Genomic DNA, 20,489 nt, shown 5'->3' on the forward strand with positions numbered 1-20,489 from the left:
GGGAGGAGGCCGTGGGCTCCTGTCACACCGCGCCGGCTCCGGTGAGTGCACGGACCTCGGTCTCCGCGTGCTTGGCCTCGTCGGGCGGCTCGGCCGAAGTCACCGTGCCGATCCAGCCGGCCAGGAAGCCCAGCGGGATGGAGACCAGGCCGGGGTTCTCCAGGGGGAAGAGCTGGAAGTCCACGCCCGGGAAGAGGGAGGTGGGACTGCCCGAGACGACCGGGGAGAGCAGGACGAGCAGAACGGCGGGAATCAGACCGCCGTAGACCGACCAGACCGCCCCGCGCGTGGTGAACTTCCGCCAGAACAACGAGAAGAGCAGCACCGGCAGGTTCGCCGAGGCGGCGACCGCAAAGGCCAGACCGACCAGGAATGCCACATTCAGGTCCTGGGCGAGCAGGCCGAGCCCGATGGCTACCACTCCGATCCCCGCCGCGGCGACCCTGGCCACGGCAACCTCGCTGTGCTCCCGGGAGCCGGGTCGCCTGAGCGAGGCGTAGAGGTCATGGGCGACGGACGCCGATGAGGCGAGGGTGATGCCGGCGACGACCGCCAGGATGGTCGCGAAGGCCACGGCGGCTACCACGGCAAACAGAATCGTTCCCCCGGTCGAGCCCTCACCGCCGCCGAGGACCAGGGCAAGCAGCGGAACGGCCGTGTTCCCGGCGGGGTTCGACTCCCGTACGTCGGCCGAGCCGACCAGCGCCGCCGCCCCGAACCCGAGCACGATCGTCATCAGGTAGAAGCTGCCGATGAGGCCGATGGACCAGACGACCGACCGGCGGGCGGCACGGGCCGTGGGCACGGTGTAAAAGCGCGACAGGATGTGCGGAAGTCCCGCCGTGCCGAGCACCAGAGCCAGGCCCAGGCTGATGAAGTCGACGCGCGCCGTCCAGCTCCCGCCGTAGCGCAGGCCCGGCGAGAGGAACTCCTTGCCGTACCCGCTCCGGTCGGCGGCCGAGTTGAGCAACTCGTTGACGTTGCCGTGGAAGTGCACGAGGACCAGCACGGTGAGCACCACGGTGCCCGCCATCAGCAGGACGGCCTTGACGATCTGGATCCAGGTGGTGGCGCGCATTCCGCCGAGCGATACGTACACCACCATGAGCGCACCGACACCGATGACCGTCCAGGACCGCGCGGCGCCGCTCGTCCCGCCGAGGAGCAGGGCGACGAGGCTGCCCGCCCCCACCATCTGCGCAACCAGATAGAGCACGGAGACGGTGACGGAGGAGGTCCCGGCAGCGATCCGGACCGGGCGCTCCGCCATCCGGGCCGCCACCACGTCGGCGAGGGTGAACCGGCCGCAGTTACGGACGAGTTCCGCCACGAGCAGCAGGACGACGAGCCAGGCCACCAGGAAGCCGACCGAGTAGAGCATGCCGTCGTAGCCGTAGAGGGCGATCACTCCGGAGATACCGAGGAACGATGCGGCCGACATGTAGTCGCCGGCGATGGCGAAACCGTTCTCCATGGGCGAGAACAGTCGGCCGCCCGCGTAGAACTCCTCGGCCGAACCCTGCCGGTTGCGGCTCACCCAGGTCGTGATGCCCAGCGTGACGGCGATGAAAGCGCTGAACAGCAGGAGCGCCAGAGTCTGGTGGTTCCCGCTCAACGCCCGATCCCCCGCGTCATCTCCTGAGTGTCCCAGCGCAGATCGAGCGCGGCCCGGTCCCTGCGCAGCCGCGCATGCCGTGCGTACGCCCCGGTGAGCAGGAACGTGGTGAGGAACTGGCCCAGTCCCGCGACCATGGCGACGTTGACCGCCCCGGCCACCGGACGGGCCATCAGACCGGGTGCGGTGACCGCCGTGACGACGTAGGCGAGGTACCAGACGAGGAAGGCGAGGGTGGCGGGGACGACGAACCGCCGGTACCGCCGGCGCACCTCCTGGAAGGCCTCGCTGCGCTGCACCTCCAGATAGATCTCCGCCGCACTGCGACCGCTCCGGGGTGCGACGGGGCCAGGCACCGCGGCGGGCGCGAAGCTCCCCGTGCCGTCCAGTTCCCCCCATCCGGAGGCCAGCGCGTCGTACCACGGGTCTTCGAGTCGCGTCGCCGCGGCCTCGCGCCCTGCTTCCTTCTCCACCGAACAACTCCCCTGGTCCACGGACCACTTCGGCCGCGTACCCAAGAATGGGCAGATCGGGAAGATCCCGGGCACTTCATTCCCCGGACTTCACCTCTTCAGGTGAAGGATGTCCCGGGCGGCTGTGCGAGTCCTCGAACGTACGCATAGCGAACCGCCTGGGCCCGGTCGCGAAGCCCCGCCTTGGCGAACAGGTTGTTGATATGGCTCTTCACCGTGGCCTGCGAAATATGCAGGCTCCGAGCGATCTCCGCGTTGGACATCCCTTCGGCGATCAGCACGAGCACCTCGGCCTCACGAGACGTCATCCCGTCGGGCAGCCCGGCCTCAGCGCCGCCGGCGGACGGCTGGGGCCCCGTGGTGACCTGCTCCAGCAGACGGCGCTGGATGGTGGGCGAGAGACCCGCCTCGCCCGAGAGCACCGCCTGAATGGCCCGCACGATCTCGTCGCCCCCGGCGTCCTTGGTGAGGTAGCCGCGGGCCCCCGCCCGGAGCGCGGGGAAGAGCGAATCGTCGTCGTCGAAGGTCGTCAGCACCACGACCTGGGTACCGGGAAAGTCCCTGCGGATACGGCGCGTCGCCTCCACGCCGTCGCAGCGGGGCATTCTCAGGTCCATCAGGACGACGTCCGGGGCGTGTTCGGCCACAAGGGCGACAGCCTCCTCCCCGTCCTTCGCCGAGGCGACCACCTCGATCCCGGGCAGCAGGCCCAGGAGCATGACGATTCCCTCACGCACCACCGACTGATCGTCGGCGACCACCACCCGCGCGCTCACGCGGGCACCCGAAGACTCACCACGAACCCCTCCTCGCCGGGACCGGCCTCCAGCGTTCCGCCCAGCAGTTCGGCGCGCTCCCTCATCCCCAGCAGACCGTAGCCGGAGCCGCTGACAGCGAGCTCGTCACCGGCACCGATACCACCCGAATCGCTGACCTCCAGGGCGATCACATCCGGCAGATACTCCAGCCGGATCAGCACCCTGGCCCCCGGTGCGTGCTTGCGCACATTGGTCAGTGCCTCCTGCGCCACCCGCCGGACCGCCTGCGAGGCCTCGGCGGTCAGCATCCGCTGCTCCCCCTCCACCCGGACCTCGGCCGGCTCCGCCACCACCAGCTGTCGCAGGAACTCCTCCACCGGCGACACCTCGCCACGCAGGGCCGAGAGCGCCTGACGGGTCTCCGCGAGGCCCTCACGGGCCATCGAACGGGCGGCGACCACCCGCTGCAGCACCTGGTCCCTGAACTCCCCAGCGGGCTCCCTCTCGATGAGCAACCGCGCTGCCTCCAGGTGCACCAACTGCGCGGAGAGGCTGTGCGCGAGCACGTCATGGATCTCCCGGGCGATCCTGGACCGTTCGTCCAACGCGGCCGTCTCGGCCTCCGCCACCCGGGCCGCCCGCTCCTGGGCCAGCAGCCGCTGCGCGCTTCCGCGAGCTTCGGCGTCCAGACGCAGGACATACCCCCCGAGGCAGAGCCCCGCCGTGGTCAAGGCCGTGCTCAGCCAGCTGTCGGTGTTCACGACGGCATACGCGCCGAGCGCCGCCGCCGTCACGGGGACGCCCGCCGCGAGCGGCAGCCGCTCCAGCGCGGTGACGGCGCAGCCGCACCAGAGCACCGCGGCAGGCACACCGGCCCCCGCCTGTTGCGCACCGAACGCCGCGAGCATCAGCAGGACCAGCAGCCCGAGCGAGGGCCACAGGCGGTTCTCCAGGCTGGTCCGGAAGAAGGCCACGGCGACCGCCGCGCAGCCCGCCACCCCGGCCAGACCGACCACGATCTCCCACGGGCCGAACAGCCCGCCGGTGAAGGTCCCCCAGAGCATCAGGGTGAGCAACCCGCCCCGTACGAACCAGCCGATCACGGCCCGTGCGCGGGTACGGCTCTCCCGCACGAGGGCCTCCCTCGACGGCCAACTCGTCCAGGCAGCGGGTGTCACACGCGGTCCTTCCTTGCCGGTCGGAACGGCACACGGTCGGCAGGCCCACGGGACGACTGCGATATCTCCGCGGCCCGCCGGGCCAGCACGGCACTGCGCACCAGCAGGGTGACCGCGAGAGCCATCATCAGGGCGGGGCCGCCCTGATGTATGCCCAGCACCACGGCAAGCCCGTACAGAGCCGTTCGCAGGATCAGGCCTCCGGTCCAGACGTAGACCGTCGCCTTGGTGCCCTTGCTCCAAAGGGTCCCGTCCTCGGCGCGCCAGAGCCGGGCCGTCCACGCCCAGCCGGCGCCGGTGACCAGACCCACGGCCAGTTCGGCACCCAGGATCACGACGGACACCGCTTCATGACGCGGATCCACCAGTCCGGGCTCACGCAGAGCCATGACGAGCAGGACGCCCGGCAGGACCCACCATCGCCGGTCGCCCGAGATCTGCTGCGCCGAGCACTGGCGGACCACGACGAAAGCGATGACCGCGACGATCACCAGTACGTTGACGAGCCCGGACATGGGCGCCTCCGAGTTGCGGGAAGTTCTGTCACTTCGACGCTACGGAAAGGACCAGGTCAGGGGATCGGCTCAGGGGTGGATCACGGGTGGAGCCGTTGTCTCCACCCGTGGGTGGAGACAACGGCTCGGTGCGGCGGCTCGGTCCGGCGGCTCGGCCGGGCGAAGTGCCGGGTTGCGGCTCGGTCCGGCGAAGTGCCTCGCGGCGGGACGCAGGCTCAGACGTCGATGCGCGAGCGGTCCAGCGTGGCCGCCGAGCTGGTGATGAACTCCTTGCGGGGCGCCACCTCGTTGCCCATCAGCAGATCGAAGACCTTCTCGGACGATTCCAGATCGCCGATGTTGATCCGCCGCAGCGTGCGATGGCGGGGATCCATCGTCGTCTCCGCCAGCTGGTCGGCGTCCATCTCGCCCAGACCCTTGTAGCGCTGGATCGAGTCCTTGTACCGGACGTTCTTCCGCTGGAGCTCCAGCAGCCGCTGGCGCAGCTCGTTGTCCGAGTACGTGTAGATGTACTTGTCCTGCCCCTTCTTCGGCTGGACCAGCTCGATCCGGTGCAGCGGCGGCACAGCGGCGAAGACCCGCCCCGCCTCGACCATGGGCCGCATGTACCGCTGGAAGAGCGTCAGCAGCAGGATGCGGATGTGGGCGCCGTCCACGTCGGCGTCGACCAGCAGCACGATCTTGCCGTAACGGGCGGCGTCGATGTCGAACGTCCGGCCGGACCCGGCTCCTATGACCTGGATGATCGCCCCGCACTCGGCGTTCTTCAGCATGTCGGAGACGGATGCCTTCTGAACGTTGAGGATCTTGCCGCGGATCGGCAGCAGCGCCTGGAACTCGCTGTTCCGTGCCAGCTTGGCGGTGCCGAGCGCGGAGTCGCCCTCCACGATGAACAGCTCGCTGCGCTCCACGTCGTCACTGCGGCAGTCGGCGAGCTTCGCCGGCAGGGAGGAGGACTCCAGAGCCGTCTTGCGACGCTGCGCATCCTTGTGCTGCCGGGCGGCGATACGGGTCCTGGCCGCTGCCACCGCCTTCTCCAGGACCGCCCTGGCCTGTGCCTTCGCGTCCCGCTTGGTGGAGGTCAGGAACGCCTTGAGCTCCTTGGCCACGACGTTGGCGACGATCCGGTTGGCCGCCGAGGTGCCGAGCACCTCCTTGGTCTGCCCTTCGAACTGCGGCTCCGCCAGCCGTACGGTCACGACCGCGGTGAGACCCTCCAGCGCGTCGTCCTTGACGATGTCGTCCTCGGCGACGCGCAGCATCTTCGCGGAACGAAGGACCTCGTTGACCGTCTTGGTCACAGAGCGTTCGAAACCGGATACATGGGTGCCGCCCTTGGGGGTGGCGATGATGTTGACGAAGGACTTCAGGTTGGTGTCGTACCCGGTGCCCCAGCGCATGGCGATGTCGACGACCAGCTCCCGCGTGACCTCGGTCGCCGTCATGTGGCCGACCTCGTCGAGTACGGGCACGGTCTCCTTGAACGTGCCCTGCCCGGTCAGACGCAGGACGTCGCAGACGGCCTTGTCCTGGGCGAGGTACTCGCAGAACTCACTGATCCCGCCGTCGTAGCGGAAGGTCTCCTCCGTCTTGCCCTCTCCGTCCAGGCCACGCTCGTCGCGCACGACGATGGTGAGACCGGGGACGAGGAAGGCCGTCTGGCGGGCCCGCTGGTAGAGCGTCTCCAGGTTGAGCTTGGCTTCCTTGAGGAAGATCTGCCGGTCGGCCCAGTACCGCACCCTGGTACCGGTGCGCGTCTTCGGGACCCGCTTGCCCTTGAGCAGCCCGTTGGCCGGGTCGAAGGGGCTGTCCGGCCCCTGCTCGGTGAACATGCCGGGAACCCCGCGCCGGAAGCTGATCGAGTGGGTCGCGCTGTTGCGGTCGACCTCGACGTCGAGCCGGGCGGAGAGGGCGTTGACGACGGAGGCGCCGACACCGTGCAGACCGCCGGAGGCGGCGTAGGAGCCGCCGCCGAACTTGCCTCCGGCGTGCAGCTTGGTCATCACGACCTCGACACCGGACAGTCCGGTCTTGGGCTCCACGTCGATGGGGATGCCCCGGCCGTTGTCGCGGACCTCGACGGAGGTGTCGTCGTGAAGGATGACCTCGATGTGGTCGCAGTACCCGCCGAGGGCCTCATCGACGGAGTTGTCGATGATCTCCCAGAGGCAGTGCATGAGGCCGCGGCTGTCGGTGGACCCGATGTACATGCCAGGGCGCTTGCGAACCGCTTCGAGCCCCTCGAGTACGAGCAGGTGCCGCGCGGTGTAGTTGGAACCGTCTTGGTCTGCTCCGGTCAGCAGCGCAGTGGACGGCACGGACGTATCGGCGGTCACGCGGTTCGCTCCTCGCTGAATTTCATTTGGGGCCCAGTGGGTAACGGGCTCGGCTTCGGTTGCCGCTGAGAGGGTACCGAGGCCTGGTAGAGCGGGTGTAACGCCACCCTCGGAGAACCCTCACACTAGTCCAGCCTCGCATACACGTTCGATCCCTCCTTCGAGTGACGCGCACATCACGTTCCCTTCCAGGCATGAACCATTTAGGCTCCGGGCACGTCCTCATGAACAACCGGCAAGCCAGCCGGCGGGACCGACCAAGACAAGCAACGCGAAACCGTAGCGCCACGCAATACGGCACATTCGCCGCGAACCGGCAACAGACAGCCATCCTGAGAAGAAGTTTCGAAGAAATGCCACGAGCGGGAACGTTTTCGGCCTGGTTGGATGTTGACCCTGGTACGACAGCTCGTCGAGCTAGAGAAGAGGCGACGTGACTACTGTTCTGACCCCCGCGAGCCCGCTGACCGCAGCAGACCGCTGTGACCGTTGCGGCGCCCAGGCATACCTGCGCGTCGTCCTGATCAGTGGCGGTGAACTGCTCTTCTGCGCCCACCATGGTCGCAAGTTCGAGCCGGAACTCAAGAAGATCGCCGCGGAAATACAGGATGAGACGGACCGACTGACGGCCGTGCAGGCCCAAGCCGCCGAAGAGGAACAACACTGACACCTCGCATCCACGACGAGCCAGGGCCCGGTCCCGCACCGGCCGACGGGCGGCTCCCCACCTGAGGGGAGCCGCCCGTTCTCATACCCGCCGACCTGCCGGTCAGACGGCCCCGTCCATCCACTCGATGGCGGCGGAGATCCGCGTGTAGACGCCCGGGCTGCCCGCAAGGCCGCACCCGTTCCCCCAGGACACGAGGCCGACGAGCCGCCCCTGGGCCACCAGAGGCCCTCCGCTGTCCCCCTGGCAGGCGTCGTAGCCGCCCTGAGGTTCGCCCGCGCAGAGCATCGCGGAGGCGTCGTACGTGCCGCTCCTGCCTCCCGGGTAGGCCCGCTCGCACGAGCTGTCCGGCAGCACGCTCACCTTCGCGAAGCGAAGCGACGTCGCGTAGTCGCCGTTGCCGGTCGTATCGCCCCATCCGTAAACGGCTGCGGGCGTGCCCGAGGTGTACGCGGAGTCACCGGTCTTCGCCATGGAGATCACGCTCTGTGCGGGCAGCGCCTCGGCGAGGGTGAGCACAGCGACGTCCCCGCTGTTGGTGGCGGCGTCGAAACCGGGATTGACCCAGGTCCCGCTCACCGCGATCTCCTTGCCATCGGTGCCATTCAGATCGTCCCGGCCCGAGATGATCCGGAGATCGCGTACCTGGGCGACATCGACACCCAGCGCCTCCCGGGTCAGACAGTGCGCGGCCGTCAGCACCTTCTTCGGCCCGACCACGACGGCGCCGCAGAACTGGCCGGCCCGGGTACCTCCGAACCGGTCACGGCTGGAGAGCGCCACCACCCACGGACTGTCCTTGACATGAGCGGGCTGGCCGCCGATGACGATGCTGTCCGCGACCGCCGGGGCGGGCGACGCGAGCGGTATCACAGCCGTTGCGGCCGTGAGGGCGAGCGCCCCGGTCATGGTGCGGACGACGGTACGGGACATACCTACTCCTGACTCTGTGATGGACTATGCCTACCCAGAGTCATTCCGCAGCCCCCGATTCGCACCCGCACAGAACCGAGGGCCCGGATCCGCATCGGATCCGGGCCCTCGGCCTACGCGCTGAACGACCTAGTCGAGATAGTCACGCAGGACCTGCGAGCGCGACGGGTGGCGCAGCTTGGACATCGTCTTGGACTCGATCTGACGGATGCGCTCACGCGTCACGCCGTAGACCTTGCCGATCTCGTCCAGCGTCTTCGGCTGTCCGTCGGTGAGACCGAAGCGCATGGAGACCACGCCCGCCTCACGCTCGGAGAGGGTGTCGAGCACCGAGTGCAGCTGCTCCTGGAGGAGCGTGAAGCTGACCGCGTCGGCCGGGACGACGGCCTCGGAGTCCTCGATCAGGTCACCGAACTCGCTGTCCCCGTCCTCACCCAGCGGGGTGTGGAGGGAGATCGGCTCGCGGCCGTACTTCTGGACCTCGATGACCTTTTCGGGGGTCATGTCGAGTTCCTTGGCCAGCTCCTCCGGGGTGGGCTCACGGCCCAGGTCCTGGAGCATCTGGCGCTGCACGCGCGCGAGCTTGTTGATGACCTCGACCATGTGCACCGGGATACGGATGGTGCGGGCCTGGTCGGCCATGGCGCGGGTGATCGCCTGACGGATCCACCAGGTGGCGTACGTGGAGAACTTGTAGCCCTTGGTGTAGTCGAACTTCTCGACGGCACGGATCAGACCGAGGTTGCCCTCCTGGATCAGGTCCAGGAAGAGCATGCCGCGGCCGGTGTAGCGCTTGGCCAGCGAGACCACGAGACGGAGGTTGGCCTCCAGCAGGTGGTTCTTGGCCCGGCGGCCGTCCTCGGCGATGATCTCCAGCTCGCGCTTGAGCTTGGGAGCGAGCTTGTCCGCGTTCGCCAGCTTGTCCTCGGCGAACAGGCCCGCCTCGATGCGCTTGGCGAGCTCGACCTCCTGCTCGGCGTTGAGGAGCGGGACCTTGCCGATCTGCTTCAGGTAGTCCTTGACCGGGTCGGCCGTGGCGCCGGCGACGGCGACCTGCTGCGCAGGTGCGTCGTCCTCGTCGTCGTCGGAGAGGACGAAGCCCTTGTTCTCGCCCTCGCCCTCCTCTTCCTCACCCTTGCCGGCCTTGACTTCCTCGGCGGCGTCGTCGCCGTCGAGGATCTCGTCGTCCTGCTTGCCGGCCTTCTTCGACGCGGTCTTCTTCGCCGCCGTCTTCTTCACGGCGGTCTTCTTGGCAGCCGTCTTCTTGGCTGCCGCCTTCTTCGCAGGCGCGGCCGCTGCGGCGTCATCGGCCACCGCGTCCACGGTCTCGGCCGACGGGGCGGCAGTGGCCGCGACGGTCCGCGTCACGGTCGTCTTGGCCGCGACGGTCTTGGTGGCGGTGCGCTTGACCGGGCTCTTCGCTGCGACGCTCTTGCGGGCGCGCTTCGACGGCTCCGCGGCACTGACCATCAGCGTCACACCCTCTTCCTCGAGGATCTGGTTGAGGCTGCGCAGAACGTTCTTCCACTGGGTTGGCGGAATCTGGTCAGCCTCGAAGGCCCGACGCACGTCATCGCCGGCGATCTGCCCATCAGCCTTTCCCCGCTCGATGAGCGCCATGACAGATTCGGACTCGGCGATCTCCGGCGGGAGCGTACGGGATGTGCTGGCCGACACGAACAACCTCTCGGAACGATGGAAACGGCTTCCGGCCCGGCCCTGAGAGGGCTGGAACCGACGACCGTCGGGCTGGGTATGTACCGACGGCGCGGGTTAGGCCTCAGAACTGCACAGCGCGCTCAATGGCTGCTGTATTCCTTCCGCGGCGGTCACCTCTTAAGTCATCGCGCTGTTTCGAGGAGTGTTACGCCCAATCCGCGTGGCCCGAGTCACACCTCATTTGCGACGAACACGACCATGGGTGACATCCCCCGCAATTGTGCCGCCGGACCGTGGGGGTCCGGCGACACATGGCTCGTACACCCTGACCGCGCTGCGGTCAGTGCTGCTCGCGCGGCCCCGGCACCACTCGCTCCACCTCGGGGTGGACGACGAGCAACTGGCGCATGGCCGCCTCGGCGCCTGCGGAGTCGCCGGCCGCCAGGGCGTCGACGATGCTCGCGTGATGCCCGAGAGAGGCCTCGTTCGGCCGGTCGCAACCGGTGACCGGGCCCCCGGAGACCTGAAGAGCGGCGGAAACGATGCCGGAAAGGTGCTCCAGCATGCGGTTGCCCGCGGCCTGGATGAGCAGGGAGTGGAATTCCGCGTCGGCGCGCGCGCAGGTGATCGCATCACCCTGCCCGAGGGCGTGCCCCATGATCTCGACCATGTCGCCGATCCGCTGCTGAAGATCCTCACGCCCATGACCGGCGGCCAGCCGGGCGGCCAGAGGTTCGATCGTCCACCGGAGCTCACCCAGCTCGCGACGCTGGTCGTCGCGCTGCGGGCCGAACGCGCGCCATTCGATGATGTCGGGATCGAGCAGGTTCCAGTCGCTGACCGGCCGGACCCGAGTGCCCACATTGGGCCGGGCACTGACCAGGCCCTTGGCCTCCAGCACGCGCAGCGACTCCCGCACAACGGTGCGGGAGACCTCGAATCGCTGACCGATCTCCTCCGGAACCAGGGGCCGGTCCGCACCGAGGTCACCGGAAACGATCATCTGACCCAGCTGCTGAACCAGCTGGCCGTGCAGGCCACGGCCCCGGCTGGCCGATCCCCGTCGGCTCATGCGGCCGAGCTCGGTATCAGGGCCGTCCCAGGGCCGGACGGCGGCACGTTCGCCGGTCGACGCCTCCGCATAGGTGTAACGGTCGAGTTCGCCCGGGCCGGCGATGCCGGTGTCGACGGCGCGGGCGGCGGTCATCATGGTGTGCGCAAGGGTACTCACGCATCCTTTGTCGGCGCGGCTCACCCACCTCTTGAGGTCTTTGGTGAAAAGCACACGAAAGGGTGATCGTCACTCACCCCACAATTGACGCCTTAATGGTATAAAACGGGCATTTCCAATGGAGTTGCGGTTGCCCGTCCACGCAGAACCCCTCCGGCGATCACCAACGCACTCTGCCGCGGAGGCTCGTGAACAGATACGCGCAGACAAGGACCGACAACGACAAGGTCAGCGCAGTTCCCACGGGATGCGCCACGACCCTCACCCCAGCCAGCGCCCACCGGTCCACTTCGTGCGGCCACTGCAGCCAGGCCAGTCCTCTGAGCCGGCCCGGGAATCCGCCCATCGAACGGGCGGTCGGCACCTTCGGCATCGCCTGGATGAGTGGAACCATCAGCACAGGAACGGCAAGCACGGCGGCAACACCGGCCGCTGTCACACGGAAGATCCCGGCAGCAAGCAATCCGGCCCAGGCGCAGCCCACCGTCAGACCCGACCAACTCGCGGCCAATGACATCGCATTCGAGGGGACCCGGACCAAGCCCCCGCCGTACACGAGGCGGAGGGACTCGGCCGAGGCCAGCATGGCAAGCAGTGCCAGCAACAGGGCGACGCCCGCCGACACGGCCAGTTTGGCGAGGAGCAGCCCGATCCGGCGAGGGACGGTGCCACGGCCGGCGGCAAGTGCGGGGTAGCGGAACTCGTCGCCGAAGGAGAGGGCACCGAGCAGCCCGGCACCGAGCGCGGCGGGGGGCAGCGGCAACAGCGAAGGCCAGGCGGCCAGTACGTTCGGCAGCGGAGTACGGCCGTTACGGGCGAGCAGGAGGGACAGCGCCGCCGAGGCGACGAGGGCTACGACGACGATCAGCGTCGTGGTCCTGACCCCGAAGAGGCGACGCAGTTCGTATCGCACCGGGCGCAGCGGGCCGCGGGCCGGTCGCCGCCTGATCGGCGGCGGCAGCTGCGCCGCGCCGGAGTTCACGGCCGGGCGCACACCGGGCTCGGGAACGCCGGCAGCGGTGGCGGGGGCAGCACCGGCTTCCGCCGAGGAGCCGGGACCTTCACAGAGGGGCCCGGATGTGGCGACGGAGCGAACAGGGCCGGAGCTGTCGCCGGGCTTGGTGTCGCCGACCTCGTCCGCGAGCTGATGAATGGGAAGGCCATGCCGGAACGCCGCGTCCCCGATTTCCGCGCAGCTGCTCCCGTAGACGGAGAGGCGGCTGCTGCTCGCTTCGGTGACGACTTCGACGGAGCGCCGGGCGGCGCGTGCCTCGCGGCTGACGATCGCAGCCAGGCGGGCGGCGTGCGGGGAACGGACCGCGACACGAGGACGCAGACGGGTGCGGGAGAAGTCCACGCCGTCCTGGTCGGCGACCAGGCGTCCGGTGTCGATGGTCACCACGTGACCGGCCGACCGGGCGGCCTCCTTGGGATCCTGCGTGGTGTACAGAACCGTGCCGCCCTGATCGGCATGGGACCTGAGCATCCCGTGCAGCCAGTCGGCCTCCCGCGCGGTGAGCCCTTCCGCGGGTTCGTCGAGGATCAGGGTGTGCGGGTCGCCGAGCAGCGCGGAGGCGAGTGCCAGCCTGCGGTCCATGCCCGGGGAGAGCGTGCCGATGCGCTGGTCCCCCAGCCCGGCGAGACCGACGGTGTCGAGCAGGGTATCGGCCCGGGATGCGGGGACTCCGGCAGCGGCGCAGAGCATGCGGAGCTGCCCGCGGGCGGTACGGGCGGGGTGCCCCGGTACGTCCCCGAGCAGCACCCCCACTTCCCGTGCCGGGTGCGCCACGCGATGCAGCGGTCTGCCCCGGAAGTACGTGATGCCCCGTCCCGGCTCAAGTTCGAGCATCAGCCGCAGGGCCGAGGTCTTGCCGGAACCGGGCGGGCCCAGCAGTGCAGTGACGCAGCCGGATCCTGCTTCGAACGTGAGGTCGTCCACGGCGGGCAAAACTCCGCGGTGGCGGGCGCTGGTGAGTCCGATGGCCTGGAGCATCGCTTCTCTCGCAGGAGGTGAGGCCGCTCGACGGCAGAAGGTACCGCAGCACGATAACCCGACATATCGGACTTTTAGCGCAACGCTGGCTCCACGGCGTTCCGGCGAACCCGCATACCTCCGAGTGAACCCGCACCCCCCTTGACCATCGCCCCCTCAGACATCGGCCATCGGCCCTCGGCCCGGAGGGGAGCCACCCCAAAGCCACACCTCACCCGTCGGCCCGGAAGGAACTACGCCAAAGCCACACCTCGGGCATCAGCCCTCAAGGGTCAGACCTCAGGCCGCAGCATCGGCGGATTCAGCACTGTGGCCGAACCCGACCGGAACAACTGGGCGGGACGGCCCCCCTGCCTGGTGGTCGTGCCGCCGGCGGGCACCAGGAAGCCGGGCGTACCCGTCACCTTGCGATGGAAGTTCCTCGGATCGAGCACCACGCCCCACACCGCCTCGTACACCCGGCGCAGCTCACCGACGGTGAATGCGGGCGGGCAGAAAGCGGTGGCCAGTGAGGAGTACTCGATCTTGGAACGGGCCCGCTCCACGCCGTCGGCGAGAATCCGGGCATGGTCGAAAGCCAGAGGCGCCTGACTCTCGCCGTCCCGTCCGTAGCCTCCCTCCGGCCCGAGCAGGTCCTCGACCGGGGCCCAGCGCGCACTGTTCGCGTCACCGCCCGCCCGCGGTGCGGGCAGATCAGGGGCCAGTGCGAGATGGGCGACGCTGACGACCCTCATACGAGGATCGCGCGCAGGGTCGCCGTACGTGGCGAGCTGTTCGAGATGGGCCCCATTGCCGACCGCGGGGGTCGCCGGGTCGTGTGCACACAGCCCCGTCTCCTCGACGAGTTCGCGCGCCGCCGCGGCGCCCAGGTCCTCGTCGGCCCTGACGAAACCGCCGGGCAGCGCCCATCTGCCCTGGAAGGGCGTCTCACCTCGGCGTACCACCAGGGCACAGAGCGCGTGACGGCGCACCGTGAGCACGACCAGGTCGACGGTGACAGCGAAGGGCGGGAAGGTCGACGGGTCGTAGGGCGGCATGCCGTGATCATAGTCGTCTGCCTGACGATAAACACTCCCTTCGTGATGCTGTTCATCGGTCACGGCGCCCGGCGGGACCGACGGTGCGGTGCCGGGATCCGGCACCGCACCGTGCTCATCGCCCGGTCCTCGTCCCGCGACGCCCCTGGGTGCGCGATTGTCCGGCCCGGCGTCGGCCCAGCGCCGTACCGGGCCGGGCGGAACCGGTCCGCGTCCGGCGCTGCCCGGCTGTCTGTGCCTGTACCGGACGGGCCCCCGCGACCCGTCCCGCACCGTGACCGCGCCGTACCGTCCGGGTGCCGCGCTCACCGCGCAGGCAGCGTCGCAGCGTCTCCGGATCGAGGCCCTGGTTGCAGGCCTCGTGCAGCAGCTGGGCAAAGGTGTATCCGGGATCCAGCCGCAGGGCGAGGCCCAGTGCCACCCTCGCCGCCGGCTCGTCACCGGTCGACCACGAGACCCAACCCGCCAGTGTGAGCGGAGCCGCCGCATGCTCCTCGTACGGCGCGACACAGCGGCGCGCCAGCGCCCGCCACAGTCTCAGCGCGGACTCCGCCTCGGGCCCTTCCATCCACTCCGCGGCCCTGTCCCGGGTCTCCCGGTCCTGGAGCCCCAGAATCGCCGTGGCCGCCTCCTCATGGCTGATCAGCCGGTCGTCGTTGAGGTCGGAGAGCGAAGGCGTTGCCGCCGGGGCCCGGCCGATGCGCTTCATGAGCCGTCGGGCCAGTTTCAGAGTGGCGTCGCTGACCTCCCTGCGGTTCTCCTCGTCGAGGAGTTTGGGCACCAGTGCGGACCCGGCCGAGTCCAGGGCCAGCTGCTGCTCCCGGCCTGTCACACCCGACTGGGGCGTCAGCCTGGCCTCCATCTCGCGCAGCGATCCCCGTACCTGAACACCGGCGTACGTCGCTGCCGCCGCCATCACAGAGGTGCCGGGCATCGCCAACGGGTTTCCCTCGGCCGGGCAGCAGCGGGCGTCGGGGCAGACGTAGGACCAGAACCTGTTGCCCGAGATGCAGAGAGCTTCGAGCACGGGCACGTCCAATGCCCCGCAGGCGGTCCGCAGCCGCTGGGCGAAGGGGCGCAGCCGTTCCATGGTCTGGTTGCCGGATTCTCCTTCGGCAGGATCCTGGCAGAGGAAGACGACGATCGCGTCCGGTCGCCCGCCGCGCCGCTCGCTCCCCTTGATCAGGCACTCGGCGAGCTGCTCGGCGACGGATGGCCACTCCTGCTCGGACTGCGGAATACCGAGCCTCAGGCGCCCGCCGAAGCGGCCACGGCCGCCGTGCAGGGCAACCATGACCACGCTGTCGTTCGGATGGAATCCCATGAGATACGGGAGGGCGTCGGCCAGCTCTGCGGGCCCACGCAGGGTGATCTGCTGCTCGTCGGACGGGCCGGTGGATTCGTGGTGCTTGTTCATGGGATGACCGTCCCCCGGCCGGGCAAATTCCGCGACCCCCTGTGGATAACTTATCCACAGGGGCCGCGCGGTCGTTCGCGGTTTGTCGTACCCATCGGGTTGCATGGGGGGATGACCAACGCAGACCGTACAGAGCTCAGGGCTTCGGCCGATTCCGTACTGGCACGACTTGTCGGGGACGCCTCCGGCACTGCCCGGCTGCGCGAGGACCAGTGGCGGGCCATCGAGGCACTCGTCGCCGACAAGCGCAGAGCGCTGGTCGTTCAGCGGACCGGCTGGGGAAAGTCCGCCGTGTACTTCGTCGCCACATCGCTGCTGCGCGCGCAGGGCAGTGGGCCCACCGTGATCGTCTCGCCCCTGCTGGCGCTGATGCGCAACCAGGTCGCGGCCGCGGCCAGGGCCGGCATCAGCGCGCGGACGATCAACTCGTCCAACACCGAGGAGTGGGACACCGTGCAGGCCGAGGTGGCCGCCGGCGAAGTGGATGTGCTGCTGGTCAGCCCCGAGCGGCTCAACAATCCCGATTTCCGCGACCAGGTCCTGCCCAGGCTCGCCGCCGCGACCGGGCTGCTCGTGGTCGACGAGGCGCACTGCATCTCCGACTGGGGCCACGACTTCCGGCCCGACTACCGGCGGCTTCGGACCATGCTCGCCGATCTGCCCGCAGGCGTGCCCGTGCTCGCGACCACCGCCACCGCCAATGCCCGCGTGACAGCTGACGTCGCGGAACAGCTGGGCACAGGCGCGGGGACGGACGCGCTGGTCCTGCGCGGGCCGCTGGACCGGGAGAGCCTCAGCCTCGGTGTCCTGCAACTGCCCAATGCCGCGCACCGGCTGGCCTGGCTCGGCGACCACCTCAAAGAACTCCCCGGTTCGGGGATCATCTACACCCTGACGGTCGCGGCGGCCGAGGAGATCACCGCGTACCTCCGCCAGTGCGGTCATACCGTCGCCTCGTACACCGGCCGTACGGAGAACGCCGACCGGCAGCAGGCCGAGGACGATCTGCTCGCCAACCGCGTCAAGGCCCTGGTGGCGACCTCCGCGCTGGGCATGGGATTCGACAAGCCCGACCTCGGCTTCGTCGTCCACCTGGGCTCGCCCTCCTCCCCCATCGCGTACTACCAGCAGGTGGGCCGTGCGGGCCGCGGTGTCGAGCACGCCGAGGTGTTGTTGCTCCCGGGCAAGGAGGACGAAGCGATCTGGCAGTACTTCGCGTCGGTCGCCTTCCCCCCGGAGGAGCAGGTCCGGCGCACGATCGATGCGCTGGCCCAGGCGGGCCGGCCGCTCTCGCTGCCCGCTCTGGAACCGCTGGTCGACCTGCGGCGCACCCGCCTGGAGACCATGCTCAAGGTGCTCGACGTCGACGGCGCGGTCCGCCGGGTCAAGGGGGGCTGGGTCGCCACGGGCGAGCCCTGGGTCTACGACTCCGAGCGGTACGCCTGGGTGGCGCGCCAGCGGGCCACCGAGCAGCAGGCGATGCGCGACTACGCGACGACGGACGGCTGCCGGATGGAGTTCCTTCGCCGCCAGTTGGACGACGAGGAAGCGACCGCATGCGGACGTTGTGACAACTGTGCCGGAGCCCGTTTCGACGAGGCCGTCTCCGCGGCCGCCCTGGACACCGCGCGGGGCGAGCTCGGCCGGCCCGGCGTCGAGGTGGAACCCCGCAAGATGTGGCCGACCGGCCTGGCCGCGGTGGGCGTCGATCTCAAGGGCCGGATCCCCGCAGGCGAGTTGTCCGGCACCGGCCGGGCACTGGGACGCCTCTCCGATATCGGCTGGGGCAACAGGCTGCGCCCCATGCTCGCGGCCCAGGCGCCGGACGCTCCGGTACCGGACGATGTGGCCGAAGCCGTGGTGACCGTGCTGGCCGACTGGGCCAGGGGGCCGGGGGGCTGGGCGCCCGGTGCGGTGGACGCCGTCCCCCGGCCGGTCGGCGTCGTCACCGTGGCCTCGTACAGCAGGCCGCAGCTCATCCAGTCCCTCGGCAGCCGTATCGCCGAGATCGGGCGAATGCCACTGCTGGGCAGCGTCGGCCATGCTCCGGGAGCCGAAGGGGCCCGGATCTCGCAGACCAACAGCGCCCAGCGGGTCCGGTCACTCCATGAGCGGCTCGTCGTGGGGCCCGAGCTGGCCGAGGCCCTGGCGGCGGCCGACGGGCCCGTCCTGCTCGTGGACGATCTCTCGGACACCGGCTGGACCCTCGCGGTAGCCGCCCGGCTTCTGCGGCGGGCCGGCGCTGACGGCGTGTTTCCGCTGGTCCTCGCCGTTCAGGCGTGACAGGTGGCGTCATCCGTTGCCGGACTGGGCAGGGATATCCGTGTCATTACGGCTGATTACCGTCAGCTGCGCCAATTGCTCGTTGCCGCCTGCCGATACGCCAGGAAGAATTGGACTCGCTCCCCGCACGGTCTATTCGCGGGCCCGGAAGGGCTGTGCCGCGGCGCGCCCTCACCCGACCCTGCCCGCATCGTGGGCGCGTATGCGAAGGGAGGACCGTGACCTTCGGATTCGCTCCGTCCGCAGCCACTTCCATGTCGCCGGCCGCCGACTCCGCCAACCGCCTGGGCAGAATGCTCGAACCGGCCGAGTGGGCAGCGGCGGGCATACCGCTGCTGCGCAGCCCGCGCGAGGTGGTCAGCGGTCTGCACGCCAGGCACCGGCCGACCCCGCAAACCGCGGTCGTCGCCGTGCTCGACCACGAGGAACGCCTGACGGCCAGCGCCTCGTTCGCCCGTCGTTCGGTGACGGCGGACGGCTGGGAATTCCGTAACTCCCTGCTGGCGCACCTGCGCCGCGTCATCCCGCACGATCTCCGCCGCCGCACTCCCGTCCGTACCGCGGTACTGCTCTACTGCCGCGAGGGGGACGAGCGTTGGACGGAGGAGGACGGGGCCTGGATGTGGGGGCTGCGCGACGCCTGCACCCTGCACGGGTTGCGGTGCGGCGCGTACATCACGCTGACCCGCGGCGGCTGGCAGGTGCTCGGCGAGGGGCGCGGTGGCCGTCGCCCCAACTCCACGTCGCAGCCGTCCGCTCTCGCGGACACCGCGCGGGGCCAGGACCCTGGCCCTCTGCGCACGGGCGGCGGCGCGGTCCAGGCGTTGAACCGCACCGCGGCTCGCTGACCCGGGCCGTTGGGCCCGGCCGCCCTGATGGGCAGCCGGGTCACCACGGACCGGCAGGCGGTGCGGCTCGGACAGCCACACCTAACACGGCGATATCCGCCGCAGCTCAGACACCCGCGCCGAGCAGGGCGGTGACCCGCTGCGGGTCACCGCAGACGATCAGCAGGGCTCCGGCGCGGCTCTGCGCCGCGGACAGCGCACGGGCGGCGGTGTCGTCGTCGACGGCACCGTTGACCGCGATGATCACCACCGGTCGCGACGTCACCCGGTCCGCCGCTGCGGCACCGGCGAAGAACACGTCGTCGCCCGCTTCGTGCTGTGCCCAGTAGGCGGCTTCACCGAAGGAGAGCTCGTGCGTCGCCCACGGGTGCTGCTCACCAGTGGTGAGCACCAGGATGTCGCCGGGTGCTCGGCCGGAGTCGAGCAGCAGGTCCACCGCCTCGTCGGCGGCGTCGAGCGCACCTTCGACCGCGGCAGGGATCACCTGGAGCTGGGGTGCGGAACGATTCTCCGGCCGGGCCGCCTGGGGCCGGACGGAGTTGGAGTGCGGGCGCGGCGCCGGGGGCGCGGGCCTCGCGGGGCCGGGACCCGGACGACCGGGGCGCGGCATGGCCGCGGAACGCGGACCGGGTACGGGACGGGGGGTCGACGCGGTGCGGCCGGTGGCCGGCGTGGCGCGGGGACCCTGGGCGCTCTCGTGAATCTGAGGCTCCTCGGGGATGAGAGGCATGGGTGGTTGTCTATCAAACGCCGACGCGCGAGGCATCAGCGGGTGGGCACATGTGCGCGATCAGAAGTCGAAGCCGAGCTGGCCCCCGCTTTCCAGTGCGGCCGCCTCGGCGGAGAAGCGGACCTTCTTGAGGTGCTGCCACCTGGGCAGCGCGTCGAGGTAGGACCACGAGAGGCGGTGATGGGCGGTGGGGCCCTGCTCCTCCAGCGCGGCCCTGTGCACAGGGGACGGGTAGCCGGCGTTGGCAGCGAAGGCGAAGTCCGCGTACTCGCCGGAATCCGCGCCCAGTTCGGCCATCACGGCGTCCCTGCGGACCTTCGCGATCACCGAAGCCGCGGCAACCGCGATGCAGGACTGGTCGCCCTTGATGACCGTGCGCACCTGCCAGGGCGGGCCCAGGTAGTCGTGTTTGCCGTCCAGGATCACCGCGTCGGGTCGCACCGGCAGCGCTTCCAGGGCCCGCACGGCGGCAAGCCGGAGCGCTGCGGTCATTCCGAGCTCATCGATCTCCTGCGGTGTGGCGTCGCCGAGGGCGTACGCGGTGACCCAGCGCTCCAGCAGCGGCGCGAGCTCCGCGCGGCGCTTCGGGCTGATCAGCTTGGAGTCGGTGAGCCCGGGAGGCGGCTTACGGAGGCCGGTGACCGCGGCACACACGGTGACCGGTCCGGCCCACGCTCCGCGTCCGACCTCATCGACACCGGCGATGGTCTTGGCACCGGTGGTGGCGCGCAGTGAGCGCTCGACGGTGTGCGTGGGTGGTTCGTACGGCATGGCGCCAGCAAGCGTACGCCGATGGGGGCGTCCAGAACACCCCGG

17 protein-coding genes are annotated in these 20,489 nt (G+C 69.8%); 3 read left to right on the forward strand and 14 right to left on the reverse strand.

Going from position 1 to position 20,489, the window contains the following annotated elements:
• Window positions 1-22: 22 nt before the first annotated feature.
• The 6 genes from OG912_RS05940 to OG912_RS05965 all read right to left on the reverse strand — a co-directional run bounded on the left by OG912_RS05940 (window position 23) and on the right by OG912_RS05965 (window position 6,875).
• Window positions 23-1,615, reverse strand: coding sequence for a solute symporter family protein (locus tag OG912_RS05940; protein ID WP_327708495.1), 1,593 nt, complete (start codon window positions 1,613-1,615; stop codon window positions 23-25).
• Window positions 1,612-2,088, reverse strand: coding sequence for a DUF485 domain-containing protein (locus tag OG912_RS05945; protein WP_327708496.1), 477 nt, complete (start codon window positions 2,086-2,088; stop codon window positions 1,612-1,614). The genes OG912_RS05940 and OG912_RS05945 overlap by 4 nt, the downstream gene beginning before the upstream one ends.
• Before the next feature lie 98 nt (window positions 2,089-2,186).
• The gene (locus OG912_RS05950; protein WP_327708497.1) at window positions 2,187-2,864 is read right to left on the reverse strand and encodes a response regulator transcription factor; all 678 of its coding nucleotides are present in this window, start codon (window positions 2,862-2,864) and stop codon (window positions 2,187-2,189) included.
• A complete protein-coding gene (locus tag OG912_RS05955) occupies window positions 2,861-4,024 on the reverse strand; it encodes a sensor histidine kinase (RefSeq protein WP_327708498.1) in 1,164 nt (387 codons plus the stop codon). Before OG912_RS05955 ends, OG912_RS05950 begins: the two co-directional genes overlap by 4 nt.
• Entirely contained in the window at window positions 4,021-4,539 is a 519-nt protein-coding gene (locus OG912_RS05960) for a DUF1453 domain-containing protein (RefSeq protein WP_327708499.1), read from the reverse strand. Before OG912_RS05960 ends, OG912_RS05955 begins: the two co-directional genes overlap by 4 nt.
• Before the next feature lie 215 nt (window positions 4,540-4,754).
• A complete protein-coding gene (locus OG912_RS05965) occupies window positions 4,755-6,875 on the reverse strand; it encodes a DNA gyrase/topoisomerase IV subunit B (protein ID WP_327708500.1) in 2,121 nt (706 codons plus the stop codon).
• A 433-nt stretch (window positions 6,876-7,308) separates the two neighbouring features.
• Here OG912_RS05965 and OG912_RS05970 point away from each other — a divergent pair, with 433 nt between their 5' ends.
• A complete protein-coding gene (locus OG912_RS05970) occupies window positions 7,309-7,542 on the forward strand; it encodes a DUF7455 domain-containing protein (RefSeq protein WP_024489001.1) in 234 nt (77 codons plus the stop codon).
• A 102-nt stretch (window positions 7,543-7,644) separates the two neighbouring features.
• Here OG912_RS05970 and OG912_RS05975 read toward each other — a convergent pair whose 3' ends face one another.
• The 6 genes from OG912_RS05975 to OG912_RS06000 all read right to left on the reverse strand — a co-directional run bounded on the left by OG912_RS05975 (window position 7,645) and on the right by OG912_RS06000 (window position 15,812).
• Window positions 7,645-8,475, reverse strand: a complete 831-nt coding sequence (locus OG912_RS05975) for a S1 family peptidase (protein ID WP_327708501.1) — start codon at window positions 8,473-8,475, stop codon at window positions 7,645-7,647.
• A 129-nt stretch (window positions 8,476-8,604) separates the two neighbouring features.
• Window positions 8,605-10,152 carry an RNA polymerase sigma factor gene (locus OG912_RS05980; RefSeq protein WP_326739286.1) on the reverse strand — a complete coding sequence of 516 codons (1,548 nt, stop codon included), beginning with the start codon at window positions 10,150-10,152 and terminating at the stop codon, window positions 8,605-8,607.
• Window positions 10,153-10,474: 322 nt separating this feature from the next.
• The gene (locus tag OG912_RS05985; protein WP_327713350.1) at window positions 10,475-11,344 is read right to left on the reverse strand and encodes a FadR/GntR family transcriptional regulator; all 870 of its coding nucleotides are present in this window, start codon (window positions 11,342-11,344) and stop codon (window positions 10,475-10,477) included.
• 181 nt (window positions 11,345-11,525) lie between these two features.
• Complete coding sequence (locus OG912_RS05990) at window positions 11,526-13,358, reverse strand: ABC transporter ATP-binding protein (RefSeq protein ID WP_327708502.1); 1,833 nt, start codon at window positions 13,356-13,358, stop codon at window positions 11,526-11,528.
• Between the two features lie 272 nt (window positions 13,359-13,630).
• On the reverse strand, window positions 13,631-14,395 hold the full coding sequence (locus OG912_RS05995; RefSeq protein WP_326739284.1) for an NUDIX hydrolase: 765 nt from the start codon (window positions 14,393-14,395) through the stop codon (window positions 13,631-13,633).
• Between the two features lie 115 nt (window positions 14,396-14,510).
• Window positions 14,511-15,812: a DUF4192 domain-containing protein gene (locus OG912_RS06000; protein WP_327708503.1), complete on the reverse strand. Its 1,302-nt coding sequence runs from the start codon at window positions 15,810-15,812 to the stop codon at window positions 14,511-14,513.
• 111 nt (window positions 15,813-15,923) lie between these two features.
• On the opposite strand from OG912_RS06000, the gene OG912_RS06005 reads away from it, so the two are divergent.
• Both OG912_RS06005 and OG912_RS06010 read left to right on the forward strand, forming a co-directional pair.
• Window positions 15,924-18,095: a RecQ family ATP-dependent DNA helicase gene (locus tag OG912_RS06005; RefSeq protein ID WP_327708504.1), complete on the forward strand. Its 2,172-nt coding sequence runs from the start codon at window positions 15,924-15,926 to the stop codon at window positions 18,093-18,095.
• Window positions 18,096-18,313: 218 nt separating this feature from the next.
• Window positions 18,314-18,943: a hypothetical protein gene (locus OG912_RS06010; RefSeq protein WP_327708505.1), complete on the forward strand. Its 630-nt coding sequence runs from the start codon at window positions 18,314-18,316 to the stop codon at window positions 18,941-18,943.
• A 106-nt stretch (window positions 18,944-19,049) separates the two neighbouring features.
• Here the strand turns inward: OG912_RS06010 and OG912_RS06015 are convergent, their stop codons facing one another.
• Both OG912_RS06015 and OG912_RS06020 read right to left on the reverse strand, forming a co-directional pair.
• Complete coding sequence (locus tag OG912_RS06015; protein WP_327708506.1) at window positions 19,050-19,673, reverse strand: hypothetical protein; 624 nt, start codon at window positions 19,671-19,673, stop codon at window positions 19,050-19,052.
• Between the two features lie 60 nt (window positions 19,674-19,733).
• Entirely contained in the window at window positions 19,734-20,444 is a 711-nt protein-coding gene (locus OG912_RS06020) for a ribonuclease HII (protein ID WP_327708507.1), read from the reverse strand.
• Between the last annotated feature and the right edge of the window lie 45 nt (window positions 20,445-20,489).

The sequence above is a fragment of the Streptomyces sp. NBC_00464 genome (genome assembly GCF_036013915.1).
Taxonomy (GTDB): domain Bacteria; phylum Actinomycetota; class Actinomycetes; order Streptomycetales; family Streptomycetaceae; genus Streptomyces.

What these genes read in the sequence shown, in the direction of transcription:
- OG912_RS05960 (WP_327708499.1), bottom strand. Translation starts at nt 4,539, where the DNA reads ATGTCCGGGCTCGTCAACGTACTGGTGATCGTCGCGGTCATCGCTTTC.
- OG912_RS05975 (WP_327708501.1), bottom strand. Translation starts at nt 8,475, where the DNA reads ATGTCCCGTACCGTCGTCCGCACCATGACCGGGGCGCTCGCCCTCACG.
- OG912_RS05985 (WP_327713350.1), bottom strand. Translation starts at nt 11,344, where the DNA reads ATGATGACCGCCGCCCGCGCCGTCGACACCGGCATCGCCGGCCCGGGC.
- OG912_RS05990 (WP_327708502.1), bottom strand. Translation starts at nt 13,358, where the DNA reads ATGCTCCAGGCCATCGGACTCACCAGCGCCCGCCACCGCGGAGTTTTG.
- OG912_RS05995 (WP_326739284.1), bottom strand. Translation starts at nt 14,395, where the DNA reads ATGCCGCCCTACGACCCGTCGACCTTCCCGCCCTTCGCTGTCACCGTC.
- OG912_RS06000 (WP_327708503.1), bottom strand. Translation starts at nt 15,812, where the DNA reads ATGAACAAGCACCACGAATCCACCGGCCCGTCCGACGAGCAGCAGATC.
- OG912_RS06005 (WP_327708504.1), top strand. Translation starts at nt 15,924, where the DNA reads ATGACCAACGCAGACCGTACAGAGCTCAGGGCTTCGGCCGATTCCGTA.
- OG912_RS06015 (WP_327708506.1), bottom strand. Translation starts at nt 19,673, where the DNA reads ATGCCTCTCATCCCCGAGGAGCCTCAGATTCACGAGAGCGCCCAGGGT.
- OG912_RS06020 (WP_327708507.1), bottom strand. Translation starts at nt 20,444, where the DNA reads ATGCCGTACGAACCACCCACGCACACCGTCGAGCGCTCACTGCGCGCC.